Here is a 25,886-nt window from a genome sequence, read left to right as displayed (position 1 = left end):
AGCCTGTTCGAAGACTTCGCGGTGAGCCTGGTGGACAGCGACGGGGACTCGGCCTCGAACACCCTGAGCGTGCAGATCGTGGACGACGTGCCGACGGCTAACGATGATGCTGACAGTGCCACTGAAGGTGTGTTCACTCCGGTGACGGGTAATGTCATTACCGGGGCGGGGACCATCGGCGGCACAGCCGGTGCCGGGGTGGACGTCATGGGGGCTGATGGTGCGGCAATCAGCCAGGTCGTGAGCTCGAACGGCAATTCAGACAGTAATCCTGCCGGTGGATTCACCGTGACCGGGCTGTATGGGACGCTGACCATGGGGCTGGATGGCGAATACAGTTATACGCTCACGGCGGCATCGGTTCCCGTGGGGGCCTCGGAGGTATTTACCTACACGCTCAAAGATGGCGATGGTGATACGGATCCGGCAACACTGACCATTAATATTGCTCAGGATACCCGTGTTCCTGTGTTGACCATCGGCAATGCGATGGTTGATGAGGAGGGACTGCCTGAGGGGACGGCTGCCAGTGGTAATTCGGAGATATTCAATGGCAGCTTCACCATCAACACCCAAGGTGAAAATCTGACTACCTTGACCATCGGTGGGCAGGCTTACAATTTGACCAGTGGCGGCAGTCAGACCTTGATCAACAATACGGAAGGAATGCTGACGGTAACCGGTGTCAGCGGCCCCACAGCCGGTGTCTACACGGTGAACTATACCTACACGCTCAAAGACAATGTGTTGACTCACAGCGTTCAGGGTAACAGTGATACAGCGAATGGTCCGAGTTTCGTCGTGTCGGCTACGGATGCCAGTGGCGACAGTGGTACGGGTAACCTGCAGGTTGTGATCAGCGATGATGCCCCCATTGCCAATGCTGTTACCAATGCAGGCCAGGCGACTCAGGTGCAGAACACGAATCTGATGTTGATCCTCGATATCTCCGGCAGTATGGGTGACCCATCGGGCTATCAAGGCATGACTCGGATGCAGGTGATGCAGAAGTCCGCGTTGGAGCTGCTGGACAAATACAGCGCCTACGGCAGCGTCATGGTCAATATCGTGACCTTCTCCACTTCAGCCGCCAATCCGACCGGGGTGTGGGTCTCGATCGATGTAGCCAAGGCTATCATCCTTGGTCTTACCCCCACGGACTCGACCAACTACGATGATGCATTGAACGAGGCAATCAAAGCCTTTGGCGATACAGGTAAACTCGCTAATGCGCAAAATGTCTCTTACTTCATGTCGGATGGTCTGCCAAATGCCAACTCGTTGAGCGGTACCCCCGCCACAGTTCCTGATGGCAACAACTCGCTTGGCGGTGGGAACGGGATCGATGGTGACGGCACGACACTGAGTGGTGAAACCAAGGACTGGGCCGATTTCCTGACGGCGAACAACATCAATTCGTACGCGCTCGGGATGGGCTCGGGAGCGACCCAGTCTGCACTGGATCCCATTGCCTACAACGGGGTCAGTGGTGCCAGCCCGGCGAATACCACCGCAGTGGTGGTGACTGACTTCAGCCAACTGACCGCGACCCTTTTGAGCACCGTGGTAGCTCCGCCCCTGGCAGGACAACTGATCAACGGGGTAGCGGCGAGTGCCGGGGCCGATGGTGGCTGGCTCAATGCCATTACCGTGGGGGGAGTGACTTATACCTACAACCAGAAGACGGACTCCGCCGGCGTTTCGGGAGGAACATCAGTCGGGACCTTCAATACAGCGACCAATGAATGGACCATTACACTTGCAGGCGGCATCCTCAAGGTGGATATGGACAACGGCGCCTACACCTATACCCCGCCGTCATCCATTCCGGTCGGGGGGATAAACCAGGTCGTGGGTTACAGTGTGATAGACAACGATGGGGATACTGCGTCCAGCACCTTGTCCATCGTTATCAACCCGGCGGTCGGTCCTACCGTGGTTCGTGATGACTTTATCATCACCAACCAGGACCCGGCGACCATTCCGGATTGGGCCCTGCTTGCCAATGACACCGGGCCTCTGGCTGCGACCCAGATGATCACGGGCGTCTCGGGAGCTGTTGGAGGGACCGTCACAGACAATGCAGGCTCGGTAACATTTGACGATACTTCCGGCAATGCTACCCCCAGCTCTTACGAGGGTTCGTTCAACTACACCAATAGCACGACCACAGATACGGCCAAGGTGTATGTGGATGTGCAGAGCGGTTCGACACTCACCGGGAGCTATCTCGACGAGATCCTGATCGGGGGGTCTGGAAACGATACGCTCAACGGCAATGCCGGGAACGACATCCTGCTTGGGGGGCTCGGCAACGACACCTTGAATGGCGGTGAAGGCAATGATCTCCTGATCGGTGGCGCTGGCAACGATACCCTGAACGGCGGCAACGGCAATGATACGGCCAGTTACTTCGACAGCGCTGCTGGGGTCACGGTCACAGTCAATGGCGCCAATCAGAATACCGGAGGGGCAGGGACAGACAGCCTGAGCAACATGGAAAACCTGGTAGGGTCCATGTTTAACGACAGCCTGACCGGCGATGGCAATGCCAACGTCCTGAGCGGACTGGCAGGTAACGACATCTTGAGTGGTGGTGGTGGTGACGACCTGCTGATTGGGGGGACCGGCAGTGATACCCTGACTGGTGGGGCTGGCAAGGATACCTTTAAATGGATGGCAGGTGATGCAGGAGGCACGGATACCATCAAAGACTTCACCACGGGGGCCAATGGAGATGTCCTGGACCTGAGTGAACTGCTCAGTGGTGAGCATGCCGATGCGAGCACACTGGATCACTATCTTACCTTTGCTCCTGGTCCGGGCAGTGGCAAGTCGACTCTGACCATTGATCTGGATGGAGCGGGAAGTGGCACCACGACTCATACCATCCTCTTTGACAACGTGGATCTGACGGCTGGCAAATCCAATCTGCAGATCATTCAGGATCTGCTGGATCAGGGCAACCTCAAGGTCGATCCGTAAGCAGGGTATGGGGGCCGGGTGTGCCCGGCCCCCTGTTATTTGATGGAGTGGGCAGATAAGATAGCCGCAGTATCAGGAGAGGGTCACCATGCAGTCATTCAACTGGGTCGACATCGACGGCATTCGCTACAGCTGGAACGGGCAGGACAATATCGTCTGCACCGGTCGCTTTGGCTATCAGGCCACGATGACGGGTGACACGCTCAACGGTCTGGAGCTGGAGAGCGAAGATGGTGAGGTGGCGGGGTTGCTCAATGTGGACTTTGCCGCTTCTCGTATCAGCTTCACGCCAGCAGAGGATGCCCCCCTGCCCCACATGATGGTGCTGGTCGGCCATGAGTGGGGGCAGCAGGAGTATTCGTTGCAGAGCCTGAGTGATACCTCCTTGCAGGGGCTGCTCAGCCACGGTGAGGAGCTTGACTGGGGAGCGCTGGCCGTCGTGACGACGTCCGAGCCGAATCTGCTATCACAAGGTCATGTTCTGTCGTGGGATTCGTTCCACTTTGAGGATGAGTCGCTGTTTGGCAGCCAGGCGCCTGCTCCCGTGATGACAAGCCATGGCAACTCAGGAGGAGGGGAGATCAGCATCAATATCGATATGACCAATCAGGTGCTGGACCAGATCCCGCCGACACACGATATATGAATCCCAATCGACGACATGCATAATGACCTCCATCTAAATGATGGAGGTTTTTTTATGTGGCGTCCCCTTCTTACCCTGTCCGCGCTGGTTGTCAGTGCTCCGTTGCTTGCCATCGAGGTTCCTCAAGCCCCCCATCTGGTCGTCAGTGGCTATGCGGAGCAGAAGGCTGAACCAGACATGCTGACGCTCAATGTCGCCGTCACGGCACTGGAGAAGCAGGGCATCAAGGCCAAACAGCAGGTAGATACCAAGGTAGCTGCCTTCTTTGGCCAGCTGGAGAGCCTGGGCATCAAGCGCAGCGACGTCGAGGCGGGCAACCTGGTGATCTCCCCCGAGTATCAGTATCCCCAGAACAAGCAGCCTGAAATGGTGGGTTACCGTGCCCAGCGCCAACTGGCTGTCAAACTCTATCAACTCGACAAACTCAGCCAGTTGATGGATACCGCCCTCAAGGCGGGTCTGGAGTCCGTGACCCAGATAGAGTACGGCCTGAAGTCACCACAGGTCATCAAGGAGCAGGCCCGGCTTGGTGCTGTCGCTGATGCCACGAGCAAGGCGGAGTCCCTGGCCAAGGCTTTCGGCATGAAGCTTGGCAAAGTGTATAGCGTTGAATACCGCAACAGTTCCCCCATGCCGGTCTATACCCGTGCCATGAAGGCCGCGGCAGCCCCTGCCGCCGACATGATGGAAAACAGCTATCAACAGCAGCAGATCAGCATCACTGACAATGTTGAAGCCGTCTTCCTGCTGGAATAACACAGCCCCTTTGTCCATCACTCAAACCCGAGGCAACCCCTCGGGTTTGTCATTGCAGGGGCTGGCAGGACAAGCGAGCCACGAACAGGATCTGGTGAAACGGGAATGGAATAAAAAATGCCGGTCACTGACCGGCATTTTTGTTGGAGGAGGCTCGATGCCTAGCCCAGGTTGGTCGCCAGCTTGCGTTGGCTCTTCTGTTTGAGCAGATAGCCGATACCGAGTACCAGGACCCAGGCCGGGATCAGCTCGACCGAGATGCGGGTGCCGTCGTTCATGTACATGATCACCAGGATGGCGGCCATGAAGGCGAGGCAGAGGTAGTTGCCAAACGGGCTCCACAGTGCCTTGAACTTGGTGGTGACCCCTTCTGCAGCCTTCACCTTGCGGAACTTGAGGTGCGCCAGGCTGATCATGGCCCAGTTGATGACCAGGGCGGAGACCACCAGGGACATCAGCAGACCAAAGGCCTTGCCCGGGATCAAATAGTTGATGAGCACGCACAGCAGGGTGGCCGCGGCCGAGATGGTGATGGCGGTCAGGGGCACGCCGCTCTTGCTGGTCTTGAGCAGGGCCTTGGGGCCGTTGCCCTGCTTGGCCAGGCCAAACAGCATGCGGCTGTTGCAGTAGACGCAGCTGTTGTACACCGACAGCGCGGCGGTCAGCACCACCAGGTTAAGTACGTTGGCTACCAGGTTGCTGTCGAGCGCATGGAAGATCATCACGAACGGGCTGCCGCCTTCCACTACCTTGCCCCAGGGATAGAGGGAGAGCAGTACGGTGAGGGCACCGATGTAGAAGATGAGGATGCGGTAGATCACCTGGTTGGTGGCCTTGGGGATGCTCTTCTCGGGATTGTCCGCTTCCGCTGCCGTGATGCCGACCAGCTCCAGACCGCCGAAGGAGAACATGATGAAGGCCATGGCCATCACCAGCCCGCCGACGCCGTTGGGGAAGAAGCCCCCCTGGGCCCAGAGGTTGCTGACCGTGGCCTCGGGGCCGCCGCTGCCGGAGAACAGCATCCAGCCGCCGAATCCAATCATGCCGAGAATGGCGACCACCTTGATGATGGCGAACCAGAACTCCATCTCGCCGAACGCCTTGACGTTGGAGAGGTTGATGGCGTTGATCAGCACGAAGAAGAAGGCCGCCGACATCCAGGTCGGGATCTCGGGCCACCAGTACTGGACATAGATACCGACTGCCGTCAGCTCGGCCATGCTCACCAGCACATAGAGCACCCAGTAGTTCCAGCCGGAGGCGAAGCCGGCGAAGTCACCCCAGTACTTGTAGGCAAAATGGCTGAATGAGCCGGCAACCGGCTCTTCCACCACCATCTCGCCCAGTTGGCGCATGATGAGGAAGGCGATGAAGCCGCCGATGGCGTAACCCAGCAGCACCGCAGGGCCCGCCATCTTGATGGTGTCGGCAATGCCGAGGAACAGGCCGGTACCGATGGCACCGCCCAGTGCGATGAGCTGGATATGGCGGTTTTTCAGACCGCGCTTGAGCTCCTCGCCGTGTTGTTGAAGATCCATTCTTCCTTCCTTACGTCGCTGAAATCACTCGGCTCGCGTCCCGTCAGCCACAGCACGTCCTCTGCCTGGCGCGGCATCTTGTGCCGAAAACGTGACGAAATCCGTATTTATATCGTTACGGTTTGCCGCTGGCTGTTTTTTGTAGCGGCTACCAACCCGAGCAGAATAGTGATAATCGACCGTCCATGCACCTGTTTTCCTCATCATTGGCTGCTATTTTGTGCGCCATGCAGGTTTTTCATGATCTGGAAAGGGGTTTTGAGAGTGATAGCTGGTTTTGTGTTCGGATGGATTCCCATTTGTTGACAAGTTTCGGTTTTCATGGCCTTGTTGCCCTTTGGTAGAAAGGGACTCATATGATGGAGCGTATAGTCGGTGGCCTGGTGATGGCCGTGCTCTGGCTCGGGATCTGGCTATCCCCCATGTTGCTGACGATGGCGATGAGCAGCCTTGTTGTCTGGGGCTGGTTGGGAGCGGATTACCTGGTGAACCACGTCGCCATGGTGCTCATCCTTGCTGCCGGGATGGGGCTGGTGCCAGCCTGCTGGCTGAGCGAGCGAGTCCGCAAGGGCAGGGGACTCATCCATTTTCACGGCATGTTGATGAACAACAAGGAGCTCAACAAGCCCTGAGCCTGCTTGCCCCGCGAGTGATAGGATGCCAGCGACGATGCTGGCATCATTTTTTCATCCTGTTTCTCTGTTTCGTTATCTTGCCACTCATCTATTTCATGGTGCGTTGTGCTGTCACAGCCTTGCAGGTTAGCAGAGCTGGCGGCGAAGGCCGGTCGCTTCCAGGATCTTGGCGCTGATCTCCTCGACCGAGTGGGAGCTGGTATCGAGGAAGCGGATCGCCTCCTGGCGGAACAGCCGCTCGACGCTGGCCAGCTCCTGTTTGCATTGATCAAGCGAGGAGTAGCGGCTGTTGGCGCGGCGCTGGTTGCGGATCTCGTGCAGCCGCTGCGGCATGATGGTGAGGCCGAACAATTTGTGGCGATTGGCCTTGAGGGCGGCGGGCAGCTCCAGCGATCCCATGTCCTGCTCGATAAAGGGATAGTTGGCGGCGCGAATGCCAAATTGCAGTGCCAGATAGAGGCTGGTCGGTGTCTTGCCGCAACGGGAGACCCCGATGAGGATGATGTCTGCCTCGTCATACTCCCTGGTGGTGATGCCATCGTCGTTGGCCAGCGCAAAGTTGACCGCTTCGATGCGATCGTCGTACAGCTTGCGGTTTTCCATGCCATGGGTGCGGTGCAACCTGGGTTCGGCCTTGATACCGAGCTCCTGTTCGAGAGGGCTCACGAAGGTGTTGAGAAAATCGTGGCTGCTGGCCTGGGCCTTGAGTACCTCTTCACGCACCATGGGGTCGACGATGGTGTGAAACAGGATGGGGCGCACCCCGGTCTGGCGAAACTGCTCGTCAATGCGTGCCCGTACCTGGCGCGCTTTCTCCTGGGTCTCGACAAAGGGGATGGTGACCTGTTCGAAGGCCAGGGGAAACTGGCTCAACACGGCGTGGCCGAAGACTTCGGCGGTGATGGCGGTGCCGTCGGATACATAGAATACGGTGTGCACTGCGGACTCCTGTGGTGCGCTCCAGGGGGCGGCGAGAAATAAGTATCTCTCGAAACCATATCGTTTTTGTCAACAGATCTGCCATGCCCAAGTTGTGAACTCGGTTGCAAACCTGAGTCGTTACCTTTTTGTGTCGCTATTGTAGAATGCCTGTGTCAAACGACCATCCCCAACTCTTGCTCGGGGATTTTTTTGACAATAAATAGAAAACGTTTTCATGGTCGTTGGCAACAGACACTAACAAAAACACACGACTTGGCACAGCAGGTGAATTGTCACCCTGGCCCCCCAACCTGGAGACATGCAAATGCAACAGTACGTACTCTGGTACGAACAGCTCGGTATGCAGGACGTTGAACGCGTCGGCGGCAAGAATGCATCCCTTGGCGAGATGATCAGCAACCTCTCGGGGGCCGGCGTGTCCGTACCGGGCGGGTTTGCGACCACGGCCTTTGCGTTTAACGAGTTTCTGGAGTTAAGCGGCCTCAACGGCAAGATCCATGACTTGCTCGACAGTCTGGATGTGGATGACATCGCCGCCCTCAACCGGGCCGGTCAGCAGATCCGCGACTGGGTGGTGGAAGCACCCTTCCAGCCCGCTCTGGAGCAGGCGGTGCGCGAGGCCTATGACAAGCTGAGCGCGGGGCTCGAGGCATCCTTTGCCGTGCGCTCCTCCGCCACCGCGGAAGACATGCCGGATGCGTCGTTTGCCGGTCAGCAGGAGACCTTCCTCAACGTGCGCGGCATCGATGCCGTCATGACTGCCATCAAGCATGTGTTTGCCTCTCTGTTCAACGATCGCGCCATCTCCTACCGGGTCCATCAGGGCTATGACCACAAGGGGGTCGCTCTCTCTGCCGGGGTGCAGCGCATGGTGCGCTCGGATCTCGCGGCCTCCGGCGTCATGTTCACCCTGGATACCGAATCCGGCTTCAACGACGTGGTCTTCATCACCGGCGCCCAGGGCCTGGGCGAGATGGTGGTGCAGGGGGCCGTCAACCCGGACGAGTTCTATGTGCACAAGCCAACCCTCAAGGCCGGGCGCCCCGCCGTGGTGCGCAAGACGCTGGGCTCCAAGCTCATCAAGATGACCTACTCCGGGGATGCCGGTCATGGCCGTCAGGTGAAGGTGGTCGACACCACCGATACCGAGCGCAACCGCTTCTGCATCACGGACGAGGAAGTGATGGCCCTGGCAAAGCAGGCCCTCATCATCGAGCAGCACTACGGTCGCCCGATGGACATCGAGTGGGCCAAGGATGGTCAGGATGGCAAGCTCTACATCGTTCAGGCCCGTCCGGAAACCGTGCGTAGCCGCCAGGAAGCCAATACCCTCGAGCGCTTTGCCCTCAAGCAAACCGGCAAGGTGCTGATCGAGGGGCGCGCCATCGGCCACAAGATTGGCGCGGGTCCGGCCCGTGTCATCTCCTCCATCAGCCAGATGGATGAAGTGCAGCCCGGCGATGTGCTGGTCACCGACATGACGGATCCGGATTGGGAGCCCATCATGAAGCGCGCTTCCGCCATCGTCACCAACCGGGGTGGACGCACCTGTCACGCCGCCATCATCGCCCGGGAGCTTGGCATTCCGGCAGTGGTGGGTTGCGGCAACGCCACCGACCACATCCAGGATGGTCAGCTCATCACCGTCTCCTGTGCGGAAGGGGATACCGGCTTCATCTATGACGGCGAGCTTGACTTTGACGTGGCGGTGACCGAGGTGGGCAACATGCCGCGCCTGCCCATCAAGATCATGATGAACGTCGGCAATCCGGACCGCGCCTTCGATTTTGCCCAGTTGCCGAATGCCGGCGTGGGCCTGGCCCGCCTCGAGTTCATCATCAACCGCATGATCGGGGTCCACCCCAAGGCGCTGCTGGAGTTCGATCAGCAGACCCCGGAACTCCAGGCCACCATCACCAGGATGATCGCGGGCTACGAGAGCCCCCGCGAGTTCTACGTAGCCAAGCTGACGGAAGGGATCGCTACCCTGGCGGCCGCCTTCTGGCCTGAGCGGGTCATCGTGCGGATGTCGGACTTCAAGTCCAATGAGTACGCCAACCTGGTGGGGGGCCGTGGTTACGAACCCCAAGAAGAGAACCCCATGATCGGTTTCCGTGGCGCGTCGCGCTACATCGCCGACAGCTTCCGCCCCTGCTTCGCCCTCGAGTGCGAGGCGATGAAACGGGTGCGGGATGTCATGGGGCTGACCAACGTCGAGGTGATGATCCCCTTCGTGCGTACCCTGGGTGAGGCAGAGCAGGTGGTGGAGATACTGGCTGAGAACGGCTTGCGCCGTGGCGAGCGCGGCCTGAAAGTCATCATGATGTGCGAGCTGCCCTCCAATGCGCTGCTGGCGGACAAGTTCCTCGAGCACTTCGACGGCTTCTCCATCGGCTCCAATGACATGACCCAGTTGACCCTGGGGCTGGATCGGGACTCCGGGCTCATCGCCCACCTGTTCGACGAGCGCAACGAAGCGGTCAAGGCGCTGCTGGCCATGGCCATCGCCGCCGCCCGCAAGGCGGGCAAGTACGTGGGGATCTGCGGCCAGGGGCCGTCCGATCACCCGGACTTCGCCGCCTGGCTGGTCGAGCAGGGGATCGATTCCGTGTCGCTCAACCCCGATACCGTGGTCGACACCTGGCTCTATCTGGCCGAGCAGCACAAGGCCGGCTGAGCCGCTTTTGTGCCTGTGTGGCGATAGCGCTGCACTGTGATAAAAGACACGGCGTCCGAGAGGGCGCCGTTTTCATGCCGGCATGCGGTGCATGTCTATGTTGTCCGATGCCTGCCTTCTCCTGCGCAAAAATGGCGTGCCAGATCATGCTGTTACGATCCACAACCTCGCCGAACTATAGGCCAATCTGAGGGCCGGGATGTCGATAAGGGCGTCGGGGGAGGCCGTGCGTGGCCATGAGCCCGAGCCGCAGGCAGGCTAGCAAGTCGCCGCCGCGCCTTGCCCCTGGGGGGCGGGAAATGTGCAGTTGCGGGCAAGCAGATCAAGTTGTGACTTTGGTCCCATTGGTTGGCATAAGTCAGGGAATGAGTGAGGCCGGTGACACTGCGCCCGATGAGAGGGCGCGAGGATGATGCCGTCATGGGCTGCAATCCAAAGCGGGTGCCTCATATTGCCTCTGCCCGGATGGAACCTGGGCAAACACAGTCGTCACCATCGCTGATAACACTCCAATCACAAATAAAGCAATAAGAGGGGTCATGGAGAGAGATATCAGTTTTTTGATGGTCGGTCTCCTTGCCATGATATCAAGGCAAGCCTTGAAAACGCTTTCTCTTGGCTGTCCTCTGTTTTAATAACGGCAATACCTCAGAGTTTAATTCCGAAAAAATTAAAAACTCATTTTTTTATCTTGCTCATTCACGTCCCTTTAGCAGAAATATGTTCATATCTCATTGTTATTAAATGATTTTATTGTTGATGAATGGCAAGGTAATTTGATTGGCATGCACTGGCGATCTTATTATGTGAGCATAAAACGATTCAGTCTGGATACAGCAATTGAACTGATAATGGTGCCGTATGAGGGGAGATGCCGGTGGGCCAGATAGGGCATGGCTTGATAAAGAGGTAACCATGCTTGAAGTGAATGTCAGCGATGATGAGGTGACCCGTGCCACTTGCTTTTTGCCGTCATTGTGTGGTGGCTGTCGCCATATTAAGCCCAATTCATTCAGTAGGGGGGAATAGCGGGTGACGACCATCATAAGCCATAGCATCGAAGGTCATGATTATATCAGGCATACTATTGAACCCATCGCCAACCTGCATGTCGGGGATATTGTTGCAGTTGAGGTTATTTCATTTTCAGAAAAAAAGGCTGTCTTTTCCAGAGCCAACTTCAGCAACATGACCACCTCCTACGCCGCATGGCTATTTACGCAACAACTGGTGTTCTTTAAAGATCTTAATAAAATCGACTGTCGCCTCTATCAGGCGGTGTTTCTCCGTGTCGATATGCATTTGATGGAATGCTTTATCTCTTGGGAAGATTTCGGTTCGTATATATCGAATTTTGGACTGAGTATGGCCTTTGAGATGGCGGATATTTCTGATGGTATCCCAGATTTGGCATTGAATAATATGGCGAGGCTTAGAAGATTAGGGGTCAAGTTATGGATAAACAATGCCGATGAATCCTTGTTGTCGATGGACCATGTATCCGCAGCCTTGTTCGATGGCATTAGGGTCAATAAACAGTTCTTCTGGCGCTGCTTCACCCGATGTGATGGCACCGCCATGACCAGGCTCACTGCTGACTGGGGGCATGACAATGTCATCATCGAGGGGGTCGAAAACAAGCATCACCTCTCATTCCTCAGATTACATGGCTTTGTTCAGGGGCAAGGGTTTTATTGGCGGGCCAGATTATTACGCAACCTCATTTCGAGTCTGTGATTGATGAAAAACCTGACCGGTCCTAACGGAATTAGATGAAAACATATTATGCGTGTTTGGTCGTGATTTAAAAAATAGTTAGAGAAATGCCAGCGCTCTTCACCCTGTAAACAAGGAGCAACGGCAATGAATTACTGCATATTGATGGCTGAGATAAATATCAACGTGATGTCGTGTTGCATCAATGAATTTCCCTGACCTGAGAGAACCTTGTCGATAATATGGACAAGACGGGCAGATGCCGGCTTTATCGCGAGCGGGTCGGGGGACCATACCACAGATGTATCGAGGGTCTCCTGCATGTCTCACACCGCCCGTCCAACGACCAAATACGCCTTTAGTACCAAATATTTCTGGTTACTTGCCATGCCCATGTTGCTGGGGATCGGTGGGGTGTTTGCACTCTCTATCTTCAATCATCGCGCCGGGGTGGAGCAGAAGCTGGTGATTCTCAACCACGCCATTGCGAACGCCGAAGCGGAGCGCCTCGAACAGGTGGAGCAGGTGTTGGTCGCCGAGGTCAATGCCGACGAGCTGCGTCCTCTGACCTTCTCCGAGGAAGACAAGGCCTACAGCCGCAACCTGTGGAATGACAAGGTGACGCTCGGCGAGCAACTGAACCTGATCTACTACGCCGATGCGAGCGGACAGAGTTTTTCCAATAACGAGGAGCAGGATCTGGCCTGGGACACCACCCAGTTTGACTCGACGAATCGTGCCTGGTTCAAGGGGGCGCTCGGCACCTCCGGTTTCAGCTGGACCGGCGCTTATCCGGATGCGCTGACCGGGGCCTATACCCTGACCGTCTCCCATCGGCTAAGGCCATTTGGGGGGGTGAAGGAGCGTGTCATCGGCCTCGACATCAACCTGCCCGCCTGGTCGCAGCGGCTCAGCACCATGCTCTATCGGGACAACGGCTTGAATCACCTGCTGTTTGACCGATCCAGCGGCCAGATCCTGGTCCATTCCCAGGCCGAGTTCAATGGTCAGGTCATCGCCTATCCCTGGCTAGCGCGGCTGGAGGGAGCGTCCGGCACCTTCTTCTCGGAGGAAGTCGGCCAGTATGTGGCTTATCAGGCCCTGCCGGGGCGTTCGAACCTACTGGCCATCACTATGCAGCCGAGGCGAGACGCGGTGGCCTTGGTGGGGGGCGGTGCCGTCATTGTGCTGTTGCTGTTGTCGAGCGCTCTGTTCATCGTGATGGCGATCCTCTTTCGCTTGCGGCTGTCGGCGCTGATCGGGGGGCTTATCCAGATGGTGCGCCTGCTGCGTTTGAGCTCGACGCAGGAGAGGGCGACGATGATACTGCCGGATTTCCCGGAGATAGCGGAGCTGCACGAGGAGCTGAATCTGGTCTCCGATCGCTTGCAGGCGTCGCACGATGCCGCCAACCGGGATGCACTGACCGGTCTTTATAATCGCCGCTTCCTGGATGAACGGCTCAGGCAACTGCACAGCGAGGGGAGGCCGTTCGTGCTGGCGCTGGTGGATCTCGACAACTTCAAGAGCATCAATGATGGCCATGGCCATGCCGTCGGTGATGTGGTGTTGCGCCGCTGCGCCTCGCTCGGGCAGGAGCGGCTCGCCAATGCGGCCTCCCTGTGCCGGTATGGTGGCGAGGAGCTGGTCGCCCTGTTCGAACACTGCACCCTGGCCGAGGCCGAGTGGCTGATGGCACAGTGGCGCCAGGGGGTGGGTGAGATGAGATGGCGGGATGAGGCGATGAAGGTGACCTTCAGTGGCGGCATCGGCGCGACCGAGGGGCGTACTCCGGAAGCGTTGATGGAGCAGGTGGATCAGGCCCTGTACCGCGCCAAGCAAGATGGCAAGGATCGAATCTATCGCGCCACCGGGCTTTGATGGCACAGTCCGGCAGCCCTTCTCTGTGGTGGTGCAATTGTGGGCTGGCCAGCCAGCACGATCAGGGGGCGTGACAGAGGGGGCCCGGATGCCCCTTATCGATACACTCTCACCCCTCCAGCTGTTAAGGTAGCGAGAGACAGGTTAACTGGATGGACTCATGACCCTATTGCAGTGGCACAAGGCCAGGCTGGCCCTTCACGGCAGCCAGACCCTCTTCATTCCCGATCTTGAGCTGGCGCCTCAAGCGTGCTGGGCCTTCGTCGGCAGCAACGGCAGCGGCAAGACGGCTCTGGCGTCGGCCCTGTGCGGCGAGCTGGCCGTGTGTGCCGGAGCGGTATCGGGTCGAGTCCGGGCCGAGCGACTCTCGTTCGAGTCGCAGCAACAGCTGGGGGAGCTGGACTGGCAGCGGCGCAATACCGACATGCTGGGAGAAGAGGAGGAGGCGGGGTATCGGGTATCGACCCTGATGCTGGAGGCGGGGGGCGAGGAGCATGAGGCACGCGCGCTGCTGGCCCGTTTTGGCATCGAACCCCTGTGGGATCGCCCCTATCGCTACCTCTCGAGCGGGGAGGGGCGCAAGCTGCTGCTGGCCCGGGCCCTGCTGGGGCGGCCCGAGCTGCTGGTGCTGGACGAACCCTTCGATGGCCTGGATCTGGGGGCTAGGGCTTCTTTGATGATGTTGCTGGCCGACCTGGTGTCAGAGGGGCTGCGCCTGGTGGTGATCGTCAACCGTTTTGACGAGATCCCGCCCTTTGCCACTCACCTCGGCCTGCTCGGCGAGTGTCGTCTGCTGCTGGCGGGGGAGCGCGAGGCGGTGCTCGGCAGCCAGGAGGTGGCCCAGCTGGCACGCGCCGAAACCGTATCCCCCCGTTTGCCGCCACCGCTGACGACACCCGAGCCCTTGCCTCCCGGCCCTCGGGTCGTCATGAAAGCCATGCGTATCGCTTACGGGGATCAGGTGATCATCGACGGGCTCGACTGGACCATTGACGAGGGGGAGCACTGGCAACTGGTGGGACCAAACGGCGCTGGCAAGTCGACCCTGCTCTCCCTCATCACCGGAGATCACCCGCAAGGTTACAACAATGAGCTCCATCTGTTCGGACGGCGGCGGGGCAGCGGCGAGAGCATCTGGGAGATCAAGCGCCACATCGGGCTCGTGAGCCCGGCGCTGCATCTGGACTATCGTGTCAGCTGCCCGGTGCAGACAGTTATCCTCTCCGGTTTCTACGACTCCATCGGGCTTTATACCCGGCCGGGGGATCGTCAGCTGGCGCTGGCCAACCAGTGGCTGGCCCTGCTGGGGCTGGCCGATCAGGGGGCGCAGCCTTTCCACTCTCTCTCTTTCGGTCAGCAGCGACTGGTGCTGATCGCCCGTGCCCTGGTCAAGCATCCGCCGCTGCTCATCCTGGACGAACCCCTGCAGGGACTGGATCCCCTCAACCGTCACCTGGTACGGGAGATGGTGGCGCGCCTCGTTGGCGAGGGAACCCAGCTGTTGTTTGTTTCCCATCATGCCGATGATGCACCCCCCGGTCTGACCCACAGGCTGAGCTTCGTGCCAAGGGAGGGGGGAGGATACGACTATCTGCAGGAGCGTCTGGTGGGCTGAGCCGTCCGGGCGGCATGGTCAGAGAGGGGCTGGTTCGGCAAGGAGCGGCGGCATCCCCAGCAGCGTCCACCACAGCCCGAAGAAGAGCATTATCCCCAGCCAGAGCCAGGCAAGATAGTGACGGGTGGCCGCCATCCCCGTCACCGTCACCATGAGTGCCGCCCCGAAGGCGATGAGGGCGAACAGAAAGGGCGCCATGTTGTCCATCATGGCGGTCATTTCACCAGGGAGAGGATCTGGCGAAATGCCGGATGGCGGCAATCCCCCATCAGCTCATAGAGGCACATCTCCACCGAGGTGAGGGCGGCGCCCCGGGCCGCCAGCTGAGCGATGGCGAGATCCCGGTTGGCAAGGGTGCGGGACGACACCGCATCCACCACCAGCGAGACCCCGGCACCGCTGGCGAGAAGCCCCAGCACGCTCTGGTAGACGCAGATATGGGTCTCGATGCCACATACCAGCCAATGCTCGATCCCGCTCTCGGCCAACGCGGCCGCCACCGTCGGCTCACCCAGGGCGCCGAAGCTGTATTTGGGCAGCACAAGATCGCCTGCCTGCAGCGACTGCAATTCGGGCACGGTGGCACCGAGCTTGTCCGGGTTCTGCTCCAGCCAGACAACCGGCAGCCCCAGCACCCTGGCCCCTTGCACCAGCCTGGCGGTATTGGTAATCAGGGTGTCGCTCTCCTCGACCAGACGGGCCAGTTTGCCCTGGATATCGACCACCAGCAGGCCTGGGTGAGGGTGTTTCTGCATTTTTTGTCTCCTTTCTCGGTTGCGGATGAGATACAGCGCCATCCTGGGAGCCATTCTCGCGTACATCTTGATACAAATTGTGAGCTGACCGACGGCGTGGGGGACACTAGGATGCCCGTCATGGAGCCCGTTTTCTCAGTTGTGGTGTGCATGACAAGGGGCGACGCATCAACCCGCTACTGCGTAGTTGGACGATTTTCCATTAACGATGAGAAGTACCATGAAGAAGATAATCCTGTTCGTCTCCCTGGCTGGCCTTTTGGCCGGTTGCGCCAGCCCGGCACAACGCATGACGGAATGCCAGGCGCAAGGGATCAGCAAGGACGCCTGCTACCAGGCCGAGCAAAACCGCCAGGCGTCCATCATGAACGCCGCCGAGAAGCAGGCCTTGGAGAACGCCAGCAAGGCGGTCAAATAATCTAACCCGACTCATTACGTGTACTTCTCAGGCCCTGGATTCACCGAATGCAGGGCCTTTTGCTGGGTGGCACTGTGCTGCGATGTGTTTGCGGCGTGTGAGGACTCAATGTAGGTCATCGCCTCGATGTTGTTGCCATCGGGATCGCGCAGGAAGGCGGCGTAGTAATTGGGGGCATAGTGGGGACGCAGTCCCGGCAACCCATTGCAGGCAAAACCTGCCTTGATCCCCGCGTGATGGAACGCATCCACCTGGGTCGCGTCGTCGGCTCTGAATGCGAGATGGCAGGAGACGCCCTGCTGCCCCCGCTCAATCAGAAAGCCCACATGATCGCGGCCCATCAGGCCAAAACCGGCCGCCGTCTCATCAGACCATTTGAGTTCTATCAAAAGAGGAGCCAGTACGGTGGCGTAGAAGTGCTGACAGGAGTCAAAACGCACCACCTTGATTTCAACATGATCGAACACGGTGACTCCTTGTGTTGTCTGGGTGTAGAGCAGCCCATCAGGCCCTCATGGGAACCCGTTGAAATGGGTATCGAATGACCACAATAAGTCAGTTTGACGCCAGGCAGGGAGAGGGCAAGGCGCATAACTGCGTGCTCCGTCAAAGATTTTTCATCCAGTTGCGGGATGCGCTTTACATCGTGCTGGCCAAGCTTGCCCGGTTTTGTTGCTTGGCGAAGGCTACGAGCTCTGTTATGGTATGCTCAGTTAGCCGTTTGGATGGCTAGATGGTTGTGCGCTGACTGCATGTTCGCGCCCCCGACCGCTCACCGTTTTGATGATCATGTTGACAGGGAGTTTTTATGCAACGTCGTTCCTTCTTCACCCTTTCCGCCCTGGCGCTGCTCGCCAGCAGCCTGCCGCTGTCCGCCTTTGCCATCGATGAGGCGAAGAAAGAGATCGTCATCGGCACCACGGTTGGCGACTTTGCCGACATGGTCACCGAGGCCATCAAGCCGCAGCTTGAAGCCAAGGGCTACAAGGTCAAACTGGTGGAGTTCACCGATTACGTGACCCCCAACATCGCCCTGGCGGACGGGTCGCTTGACGTCAACTGCTTCCAGCACAAGCCCTATCTGGAGAGCTTCGCCAAAGACCGGGGTCTCTCTCTGGCGCCCATCACCCAGGTACCGACCGGTCCCATGGGGCTCTACGCCGGCAAGCTGGGGGATCTGAAGGCGGTGAAAGAGGGAAGCACGGTCGCCATCCCGAACGATCCCACCAACCAGGCGCGGGCACTGCTGATGTTGCAGGATCTGGGCTGGCTGAGCCTCAAGGAGGGGATCAATCCCCTCAAGGCGAGCGAGTTCGACGTGGTGAAGAACCCCCACAACCTCAAGCTGGTGCTGCTGGAAGCGGCGCAGCTGCCGCGCTCCCGTGAGGATGTGGATTTCTCCGTCATCAACGGCAACTTTGCCGCCTCAAGCGGGATCCCGTTCAGCTCCGGCCTCTTCCTCGAGCGCAGCTATGACTTCATCAACTGGGTGGTGGTAAAGAGCGCCGATGCGGGCAAGCCGTTTGCCAAGGATGTGGCGGCCGCCTACAACTCCCCTGAATTCAAGGCTTATGCCGCCAAGCGCTTCGTCGGCTACAAGTATCCCGAGGGCTGGCAGCAGAAGGGGTGAGTGGCGTACAAGCAATATAAAACGGGCACCCAGGTGCCCGTTTTTTATTGGAGATCAGTAGTGGCGCAACCACCAGCGGGCGGCCAGGAGGGCGGTGAGGCTGCCAAGCAGGGCGCTTGCCAGTACATCCAGGGGCCAGTGCATGCCGATAAGGGTGCGCGAGAGGCCGATCCCGATGGCCCAGAGCGGCAGCAGCCAGGCCCCGGCAGGTGCCCGGGCCAGCCAGATCAGGCCGAAGAACTGGGCGAGGCTCATGGCGGCGATGCTGTGACCGGAGGGAAAGGCATAGTTGACCTCTGCCTGCCAGTGCTGGCCGAGCCAGGCGGGCAGCGCCAGCAACTGGGTCGCGGCGTGGACCTGTTCACTGCGAAGGGCCTGGCTTCCTCCATAGAACTGGCGGATGGCGGGGATCAGCTCCTGGCTCTCCAGCCAGATGAGGTAGGGCCTGGGCTCCTCGGTCAGCAGCTTGATGAGGCTCTTGATGACCCAGTCGCTCGCCAGCACGGCAAAGAGGGCGCCAGCCAGCGCCAGCAGGGCGCGACCGTCCAGCGTCAGCTTGTGTCTTGTGAGCAGCAGCAGGGCGGCGATGGTGAAGACCAGCCCCGGCAAGTCCACCATGCGGGTAAGGGCGTAGGGCCACCATAGCCAGCCCGATTGCAGGGCCTGGGTCATGAACGGCTGCCAGGGCAGGCAGACGAGCAATAGCAGGGGAAGGAGCAGGAGGGCATTGAAATGAAGCACCTTGCGGCGTGGCAACGAAGAGGAGTGAGTCGGCATCAAGGGGTCCGGTTCGGTGGCGCGAGCGGCTAAAAAGAGGCGTCATTGTGCCAGTCAGGTTGCTCTGGTCAAGGCGAAGGGTGCGAGGGCAACAGGCTGTTACATATGATGCTGCCGGGCATCGTGCCCGCACCTGAGGCCGGGAGGCGGAAAGATGGCCGCAGAGCGGTCTGCCAACAAGCCTCTGAAAATCCGTCGCGTTTGGGCTAGAATGGCGCGCCTGTGGCCCTTGTGGACGAGATGCGTGCCGATGAAGATCGTCGTTGATGAAAATATGCCCCATGCGGTGGAGCTGTTTGCGGAATTTGGTGAAGTGGTTCCCCTGCCGGGACGAGAAATAAAGGCCGCGGATCTGCAAGAGGCGGATGTGCTGCTGGTGCGCTCCGTGACCCGGGTCAACGAAGCGCTCCTGGCGAGTTGCCCCAGGCTGGGGTTTGTCGGTACGGCCACCATCGGCACGGATCACATCGATCAGGGGCTGCTGGCGGCGCGGGGCATCCCCTTCTTCAGCGCCCCCGGCTGCAACAAGGTGTCGGTGGGGGACTACGTGCTCTCCGCCCTGCTGGTTCTGGCGGAACGCCATGAGCTGACCTTGAGCGAGATGAGCCTCGCCGTCATCGGCGCCGGCAACACCGGCGAGAGCGTGGCCGGCAAGGCCGAGGCGCTCGGGATGAAGGTGCTGCGCTGCGACCCGCCCCTGGCCCGTAGCGGCGCCGCTGGCGACTTCGTGGATTACCGCACTGCCCTGGATGCCGACATCGTCAGCTTCCATGTCCCCTATCTTCGTGAAGGGGATGAGGCCACCTTCCACCTGCTGGGAGTCGAGGAGATCGCCGAGCGTCCGGCCGGGCAGATCCTCATCAACGCCTCCCGCGGCGAGGTGTGGGACAACCGTGCCCTGCTTGTCCGCCAGCAGGGGCCCCATCCCCTGCGGCTGGTGATGGACGTGTGGGAAGGAGAGCCGGAGCCCCTCAAGGAACTGGTGCCCCATACCGAGCTGGCCACCCCGCACATCGCCGGTTACAGCCTGGAAGGCAAGGCCCGTGGCACCTGGATGCTCTATGAGGCGCTGTGCCGGCAACTGGGGCGCCCCCCGCGCCAGGATCTGCAATCCCTGCTGCCTGCCCCAGAGGTCCGCGAGTTGACGCCGGGGCAGCCGGCGGATCAGGCACTCATCAAGCAGCTTGTCCACCTTGTTTATGACGTGCGCCGGGACGACGCCCGTTTTCGCAACCGGATCGGGCTGCCCGGCAGCTTCGATGAGCAGCGCAAGCGCTACCCCGAGCGGCGCGAATTGGGCGCCCTGCAACTGAAAGGGCCCTTCGCCGACGACAGACTGGCCCGACTGGGCTTTGCCGTCTCGGAGCAATAAACCCGATTTCAACAAGGGGAGGGGCTTGCCCAGGCGGCGCTTCCCCCCGGCCCGGCATCATGGCGGGCCTGTCATCAAACCGATACGCGTGCCAGCCGGGGCCCTCATGCCCGGCCCCGACGGGCCGCATCACAGGAGAACAGATCAGTGAGTCAGCAATTCAACGTAGCGGTATTGGGTGCCAGCGGCGCCGTGGGTCAGGCCATGATCGAGATCCTGGAGGAGCGCGCCTTCCCGGTAGCGACGCTCTATCCGCTCGCCTCCAGTCGCAGCGCTGGGGACACGGTGCGTTTTGGCGGCAAGAACGTCGACATCCTTGATGTGGAGGCCTTTGACTGGAGCCAGGTGGAGATCGCACTCTTCTCCGCCGGTGCCGAGGTCTCGGCCAAATGGGCGCCCATCGCCGCCGAGCACGGCTGCATCGTCATCGACAACACCTCCTGCTTCCGCTACGACGAGGACATTCCCCTGGTCATTCCGGAAGTGAACCCGGACGCGCTGGCCGATTTTCGCAACCGCAACATCATCGCCAACCCCAACTGCTCCACCATCCAGATGCTGGTGGCCCTCAAGCCCCTGCACGACGAGGTGGGCATCAGTCGCATCAACGTGGCGACCTACCAGTCCGTCTCCGGTTCCGGCAAGGAAGGGGTGAGCGAGCTGGCGGGCCAGACCGCCCACCTGCTCAACGGCCGTCCGGTGGAGCCGACCCTCTATCCGCAGCAGATCGCCTTCAACCTGATCCCGCAGATCGATGCCTTCACCGACAACGGCTACACCCGGGAAGAGATGAAGATGGTGTGGGAGACCCAGAAAATCCTGGGGGATGCCAGCATCGCCGTGAACCCCACCTGCGTGCGGGTGCCGGTCTTCTACGGTCACGCCGAGGCGGTCCATGTGGAGCTGCACCAGCCGCTGGACGCCGAGCAGGTCAAGGAGCTGCTGCGCAATGCCCCGGGGGTCACCCTGTTTGATGATGAAGGGGACTACCCGACCCCGGTGCGCGATGCCACCGGCCAGGATGATGTGATGGTCGGGCGGGTACGCCAGGATATTTCTCATCCGAGTGGTATCAATATGTGGATCGTGGCCGATAACGTTCGTAAGGGCGCGGCAACCAACAGCGTGCAGATTGCCGAACTGCTGGTACGCGACTACCTCTGAGGCCGGATGTCGGCCCCGGGCGGGGAGGGAACCCCGCCTTGATGTGGGCGCCCTGGCCCCGGGATGTGACCGGGAACCCACTCTCCGGTTTTTGGAATACCGTGTGATATCAGTGGACTAGGTTTTTTTCTACACTCTGGTTCGCGTCTGGGGCTGCTTTCTGGTCGCCGCCGGGCGCGAAATATGTCGGATCGCTGGCTTGAGACCGGCGCCTGATTTATATTGAGCCGATTGTTTTGGGGTAACTATCCAGATTTTTCAATGTGATAGGGCCGTCATACGAAGGAACGAATATGGGACATTCCCGCATAACGCTGGCAACGCTACTCGCATTGGGGCTTCTGGGCACGGTTCAGGCCGAAGAGGGGGCGCGAGAACCCTTCTTTGTCGAACTCAAGGGACCGGATGGCTCACCGCCCCCCGCGGTGCAACCAGAGCCCCGGGCCCAGCCCGTGGCGCCCGTCACCCTGCCCAGAGCCCAGCCCATCGTGCGTCAGGTGCCTGCTGCGTCGGCTGGCAGTTATGGTCCCGTGCGTCCCACCGATACCCTCTGGAGTCTGGCGAGCAAGCATCGCCCGTCCAACCGGGTAAGTGTCTACCAGACCATGGTGGCCATCTATGACAAGAACCCCCGAAGCTTCGCAGACGGCAACATCAACCATATTCTGGTGGGTTCCCACATCCTGCTGCCCACCGCCGCAGAGGCGGGGCGCATCACGGATGCCGAAGCACGCCGTCGCTTCAACAGCGACAACGCGAGCTGGAAGGGGCTGAGCCCCAAATACCTGGCCAACAAGCAATCCCACGTCGCCCAGCCGGTGGTGAGCAAACCTGCTCCGGCCAAGCCGGCTGTGGTGGCCAAGAATACACCGCCCAAGGCGGCGCCGATCCCGGCGGCACCCAAGGCAACGGCTCCAGCCCCCGAGGTGAAGGAGACCGCCAAGGCGGCTGTCTCCACCCCCGTGGTGGTGAGCGCTGCTGCGAGCAGCGCCGCCAGCACGGCGCCGGCGCCCCTGCCCGCCACTGCGGTGGGCAAACCCTCTACCGAGATGGCGCTGGCCCTGGAAGATGCCAACGCCCAGCTCGGCCAGGTCACCGAGATGAACCACAGGCTCAAGCTGCGCCTGCAAGCCCTGACCGAAGAGGTGGAGACCCTCAAGGCCCAGTTGCAGGATCAGACCGCCCTGCAAAAAGAGGTGGCGGAACTCAAGGCCAATCCGACGCCTCCCGTGGTGGCGCCTGTGCCCAAACAGAGCTGGCTGATGGAGCTGCTCTCTTCGCCGCTCAATCTCGCCATGATCATCCTGCTGCCGGTACTCCTGGTGCTTGCCCTGGTCACGCTCTGGCTGCGTGCTCGTGCTCGCCGCGAGCTGGAAGAGCAGGAGAAGAGCCTCTCCGAGTCGACCTCCATGGTCATGGGAGACGAGAACAGCGAGTTTGATCAGTTGATGACGGTGGGGATCGCGGATGACGAGCCCCTCCATGGCATGCCGGATCTCAACGAGCCGGAAGTGAGCAGGAAGCAAGATGGCGCCAGTGCTGCCGCCGATGTCATCTTCCGGGATGACGAGACGGCGCTCTCCGCTTTTGATGTGGAGCCTGCGGTGACGACGGCGAACCGGGATCCGGATCTGGTGCCCGAGCTGGATCTGGCCCACGAGGGTGACTTCGATCTGCCCGTGGTGCCGGAACTCGATCTCTCCGACGAGCCCACCTCCTCTGCCCGTGGTCATGACGAGATCATGACCGAGGAGGAGCTGCAGGCCGCCCTGTTTGCCGAGCTGGACGCGGATCTGGAAGCGGATCTGGCCCAGGCCCAGAAGGAGAGCCGCAGCCAGCGTGACGAGACACTGGCCAACTTCGATCTGAGCGATCTAGAGACCGGGTTTGGCGAGCCGACCGACGATGAGCTGGCCGCCAAGGCGCCGCACATCGACGAGACGGGGTTTGGCAAGGACGATGTGGACGACATGCTGGCAGAGCTCGGGCTGGAGCCCACCAAGTCGGCGGCGTCCGAGTGGGATCCCAGCGAGCTGGCCCTGGCGGACTTCGAGGATGCCTTCGCCGAGGTGGAGTCCCATCAGGGGGAGGTGAAACCCCGCGAGCAGGTGCAAGACAGCGACTTCGTTGAAATCGACAAGCTGCTGGCCGATGCCGATGCCAGCAGCACGGAGCAGGAACCCTATCAGGGCTTCTCTCTGGATGTGGGGCTGGACGGTTTCCCCGAGGTGCTGCCGGAGTCCAACGGCTTTGATGTGGATGCCGATGACGGCGGGGTGGGGGCCAAGCTGGATCTGGCCCGGGCCTACCTCGAGATCGACGACAAGGAGAGCGCCCGCGAGCTGCTGGAAGAGGCGGTGGCCCAGGGCAGCGAGCACCAGCGCAGCGAGGCGCAGAAGCTGCTCAAGCGCCTGGGCTAGGCAGGCCCTTGTCATCCATGCACCAGAGAGGGCAGCCCGCGGGCTGCCCTCTCTCTTTGGGGGCCCCGCACCGCGGCCTCGCCCGGTCTGGGACTTTTGAGCTCGAGCGCGTATAATCCGCCCCGTTTCTTTCACTGCATCCTTTCATCAGAAGACACCGTTACCCATGCGAATTGCCCTTGGTATTGAATATGACGGCAGCCGGTACTTCGGCTGGCAGCGCCAGCGCGAAGTGATCAGCGTCCAGGAGGAACTGGAAAAAGCCCTCAGCCGCATCGCCAACCACCCCGTCTCCATCCAGTGTGCCGGTCGCACCGATGCGGGGGTGCATGCCACCGGCCAGGTGATCCACTTCGATACCGAGTCGAACCGCGCAGAAGGCGCCTGGACCCTGGGGCTCAACTCCAACCTGCCCCCTGACATCGCCGTGCGCTGGGTCAGGGAGGTGGACGAGCATTTCCATGCCCGCTTCAGCGCCACCGCCCGTCGCTACCGTTACGTCATCTACAACCACAACTACCGCCCGGCCATCCTCGGCAGTGGCGTTAGTCACTACCACGAAACCATAGACGCGACGCTGATGCACCAGGCGGGCCAGAGCCTGCTGGGGGAGCACGACTTCAGCACCTTCCGGGCCGTCGCCTGTCAGTCCAACACCCCCTGGCGCAATGTGACCCACCTGTGTGTCAGCCGTTCCGGCCCCTACATCGTGCTCGACATCAAGGCCAACGCCTTCCTGCATCACATGGTGCGCAACATCACCGGCTCCCTGCTGCTGGTGGGGCAGGGGCTTCAACCGGTGGAGTGGATTGCCGAGGTGCTGGCGGCGAAGGATCGCAACCTGGCGGGCCCGACCGCCAAGGCGGGCGGCCTCTATCTGGTGGATGTGGATTACCCGGCAGAATTCGGGTTGCCCCGGCCGCCCCTCGGTCCGCTGTGGCTGCCGGACTCGGCACCGGGTACGACCAGTTTTTAGTAACTGGGCCCGAAAATTTGTGGTTTAATGATCCGTCGTTTATTGCCATCGAGCCGTTAAGTCATTGAACAATCAAGGCTCGATGTGTTTTGTCAGGCACAAATGCATTAAGGAATTCCATGAGCTGGCTTGAGAAGATCCTTCCCAAGAGCAAGATCACCACACCGCGTCGTCACAACATTCCGGAAGGGGTGTGGACCAAGTGTACTGCTTGCGAACAGGTGCTCTACCGGGCAGAGCTGGAGCGCAATCTCGAAGTGTGCCCCAAGTGTGACCATCATATGCGCATCAGCGCACGTGCCCGTCTCGAGAGCTTCCTCGACGCCGAGGGACGCAGCGAAGTCGCGGCCGAGCTGGAGCCGCAAGACATCCTGAAATTCAAGGATTCCAAGCGCTACAAGGATCGTTTGTCTGCCGCCCAGAAAGAGACGGGCGAGAAGGATGCGCTGGTGGTGATGAAGGGGACCCTCAAGGGGGTACCGGTCGTCGCCTGTTCATTCGAGTTCTCCTTCATCGGGGGCTCCATGTCCTCCGTGGTCGGAGCCCGCTTCGTGCGCGCCGTCGAGGAGAGCATCAAGGAGGGCCGCGGCCTGGTCTGCTTCTCCACCTCCGGTGGTGCGCGGATGCAGGAAGCCCTGTTCTCCCTGATGCAGATGGCCAAGACCAGTGCGGCCCTAGATCGCCTCACCAAGGCGGGCCTGCCCTTCATCTCCGTGCTGACCGACCCCACCATGGGTGGCGTCTCAGCGAGTCTGGCCATGCTGGGTGACATCAACGTAGGCGAACCCAAGGCGCTGATCGGCTTTGCCGGCCCCCGCGTCATCGAGCAGACCGTGCGCGAGAAACTGCCGGAAGGCTTCCAGCGCTCCGAGTTCCTGCTGGAGAAGGGTGCCATCGATCTCATCATCGACAGGCGCGAAATGCGCAACCGTCTGGCCGGTCTGCTGGCCAAGCTGATGAACACTCAGGTCATCGAAGACTGA

At 60.2% G+C, this 25,886-nt stretch carries 21 protein-coding genes; 15 read left to right on the top strand and 6 right to left on the bottom strand.

The window, feature by feature from the left end:
- The 3 genes from ACVDHI_RS07975 to ACVDHI_RS07965 all read left to right on the top strand — a co-directional run.
- Nucleotides 1–2,985: type I secretion C-terminal target domain-containing protein (locus tag ACVDHI_RS07975; protein WP_447211941.1), on the top strand; the 2,985-nt coding region annotated here is incomplete at its 5' end.
- 88 nt (nt 2,986–3,073) lie between these two features.
- Nucleotides 3,074–3,631, top strand: a complete 558-nt coding sequence (locus ACVDHI_RS07970; protein ID WP_323941116.1) for a hypothetical protein — start codon at nt 3,074–3,076, stop codon at nt 3,629–3,631.
- 54 nt (nt 3,632–3,685) lie between these two features.
- Nucleotides 3,686–4,387: an SIMPL domain-containing protein gene (locus ACVDHI_RS07965; RefSeq protein WP_010675156.1), complete on the top strand. Its 702-nt coding sequence runs from the start codon at nt 3,686–3,688 to the stop codon at nt 4,385–4,387.
- A 161-nt stretch (nt 4,388–4,548) separates the two neighbouring features.
- Here ACVDHI_RS07965 and ACVDHI_RS07960 read toward each other — a convergent pair whose 3' ends face one another.
- On the bottom strand, nt 4,549–5,925 hold the full coding sequence (locus ACVDHI_RS07960; RefSeq protein WP_039041364.1) for an amino acid permease: 1,377 nt from the start codon (nt 5,923–5,925) through the stop codon (nt 4,549–4,551).
- A gap of 356 nt (nt 5,926–6,281) precedes the next feature.
- On the opposite strand from ACVDHI_RS07960, the gene ACVDHI_RS07955 reads away from it, so the two are divergent.
- Nucleotides 6,282–6,557: a hypothetical protein gene (locus ACVDHI_RS07955; protein ID WP_080770124.1), complete on the top strand. Its 276-nt coding sequence runs from the start codon at nt 6,282–6,284 to the stop codon at nt 6,555–6,557.
- A 129-nt stretch (nt 6,558–6,686) separates the two neighbouring features.
- Here the strand turns inward: ACVDHI_RS07955 and ppsR are convergent, their stop codons facing one another.
- Complete coding sequence (gene ppsR / locus ACVDHI_RS07950; RefSeq protein ID WP_010675153.1) at nt 6,687–7,499, bottom strand: posphoenolpyruvate synthetase regulatory kinase/phosphorylase PpsR; 813 nt, start codon at nt 7,497–7,499, stop codon at nt 6,687–6,689.
- Between the two features lie 307 nt (nt 7,500–7,806).
- Between ppsR and ppsA the strand changes: the two genes are divergently transcribed.
- The 4 genes from ppsA (at nt 7,807) to modF (ending at nt 15,391) form a co-directional block, all read left to right on the top strand.
- Nucleotides 7,807–10,179, top strand: coding sequence for a phosphoenolpyruvate synthase (gene ppsA / locus ACVDHI_RS07945; protein ID WP_447211940.1), 2,373 nt, complete (start codon nt 7,807–7,809; stop codon nt 10,177–10,179).
- A gap of 1,032 nt (nt 10,180–11,211) precedes the next feature.
- Nucleotides 11,212–11,916: an EAL domain-containing protein gene (locus ACVDHI_RS07940; protein WP_323941119.1), complete on the top strand. Its 705-nt coding sequence runs from the start codon at nt 11,212–11,214 to the stop codon at nt 11,914–11,916.
- A gap of 300 nt (nt 11,917–12,216) precedes the next feature.
- The gene (locus ACVDHI_RS07935; protein WP_102983833.1) at nt 12,217–13,776 is read left to right on the top strand and encodes a sensor domain-containing diguanylate cyclase; all 1,560 of its coding nucleotides are present in this window, start codon (nt 12,217–12,219) and stop codon (nt 13,774–13,776) included.
- Nucleotides 13,777–13,936: 160 nt separating this feature from the next.
- On the top strand, nt 13,937–15,391 hold the full coding sequence (gene modF / locus ACVDHI_RS07930; RefSeq protein ID WP_324057130.1) for a molybdate ABC transporter ATP-binding protein ModF: 1,455 nt from the start codon (nt 13,937–13,939) through the stop codon (nt 15,389–15,391).
- A gap of 18 nt (nt 15,392–15,409) precedes the next feature.
- On the opposite strand, the gene ACVDHI_RS07925 is transcribed toward modF, so the two are convergent.
- On the bottom strand, nt 15,410–15,589 hold the full coding sequence (locus ACVDHI_RS07925; RefSeq protein WP_223918067.1) for a hypothetical protein: 180 nt from the start codon (nt 15,587–15,589) through the stop codon (nt 15,410–15,412).
- A gap of 17 nt (nt 15,590–15,606) precedes the next feature.
- On the bottom strand, nt 15,607–16,146 hold the full coding sequence (locus ACVDHI_RS07920; RefSeq protein ID WP_201890121.1) for a hydrolase: 540 nt from the start codon (nt 16,144–16,146) through the stop codon (nt 15,607–15,609).
- Between the two features lie 220 nt (nt 16,147–16,366).
- Between ACVDHI_RS07920 and ACVDHI_RS07915 the strand changes: the two genes are divergently transcribed.
- Nucleotides 16,367–16,564 (top strand): hypothetical protein, encoded by a 198-nt coding sequence (locus ACVDHI_RS07915; RefSeq protein ID WP_128342896.1) that lies wholly within the window; start codon nt 16,367–16,369, stop codon nt 16,562–16,564.
- Between the two features lie 14 nt (nt 16,565–16,578).
- Here ACVDHI_RS07915 and ACVDHI_RS07910 read toward each other — a convergent pair whose 3' ends face one another.
- A complete protein-coding gene (locus ACVDHI_RS07910) occupies nt 16,579–17,031 on the bottom strand; it encodes a VOC family protein (protein WP_324057129.1) in 453 nt (150 codons plus the stop codon).
- A 341-nt stretch (nt 17,032–17,372) separates the two neighbouring features.
- Here ACVDHI_RS07910 and ACVDHI_RS07905 point away from each other — a divergent pair, with 341 nt between their 5' ends.
- The gene (locus ACVDHI_RS07905; protein WP_324057128.1) at nt 17,373–18,194 is read left to right on the top strand and encodes a MetQ/NlpA family ABC transporter substrate-binding protein; all 822 of its coding nucleotides are present in this window, start codon (nt 17,373–17,375) and stop codon (nt 18,192–18,194) included.
- Between the two features lie 54 nt (nt 18,195–18,248).
- Here the strand turns inward: ACVDHI_RS07905 and ACVDHI_RS07900 are convergent, their stop codons facing one another.
- Nucleotides 18,249–18,971 carry a phosphatase PAP2 family protein gene (locus ACVDHI_RS07900; RefSeq protein WP_029314731.1) on the bottom strand — a complete coding sequence of 241 codons (723 nt, stop codon included), beginning with the start codon at nt 18,969–18,971 and terminating at the stop codon, nt 18,249–18,251.
- A 250-nt stretch (nt 18,972–19,221) separates the two neighbouring features.
- Here ACVDHI_RS07900 and ACVDHI_RS07895 point away from each other — a divergent pair, with 250 nt between their 5' ends.
- The 5 genes from ACVDHI_RS07895 (at nt 19,222) to accD (ending at nt 25,886) form a co-directional block, all read left to right on the top strand.
- On the top strand, nt 19,222–20,343 hold the full coding sequence (locus ACVDHI_RS07895; protein WP_447211939.1) for a 4-phosphoerythronate dehydrogenase: 1,122 nt from the start codon (nt 19,222–19,224) through the stop codon (nt 20,341–20,343).
- A gap of 147 nt (nt 20,344–20,490) precedes the next feature.
- Nucleotides 20,491–21,507: an aspartate-semialdehyde dehydrogenase gene (locus tag ACVDHI_RS07890; protein WP_041214974.1), complete on the top strand. Its 1,017-nt coding sequence runs from the start codon at nt 20,491–20,493 to the stop codon at nt 21,505–21,507.
- Between the two features lie 293 nt (nt 21,508–21,800).
- Complete coding sequence (locus ACVDHI_RS07885) at nt 21,801–23,927, top strand: FimV/HubP family polar landmark protein (protein ID WP_447211938.1); 2,127 nt, start codon at nt 21,801–21,803, stop codon at nt 23,925–23,927.
- A 166-nt stretch (nt 23,928–24,093) separates the two neighbouring features.
- Complete coding sequence (truA, locus tag ACVDHI_RS07880; RefSeq protein WP_048207918.1) at nt 24,094–24,903, top strand: tRNA pseudouridine(38-40) synthase TruA; 810 nt, start codon at nt 24,094–24,096, stop codon at nt 24,901–24,903.
- 119 nt (nt 24,904–25,022) lie between these two features.
- Entirely contained in the window at nt 25,023–25,886 is an 864-nt protein-coding gene (gene accD, locus ACVDHI_RS07875) for an acetyl-CoA carboxylase, carboxyltransferase subunit beta (RefSeq protein WP_010675139.1), read from the top strand.

The sequence above is a fragment of the Aeromonas sp. 25-248 genome, assembly GCF_053005425.1.
This window is presented reverse-complemented; position numbering and strand designations above follow the sequence as displayed.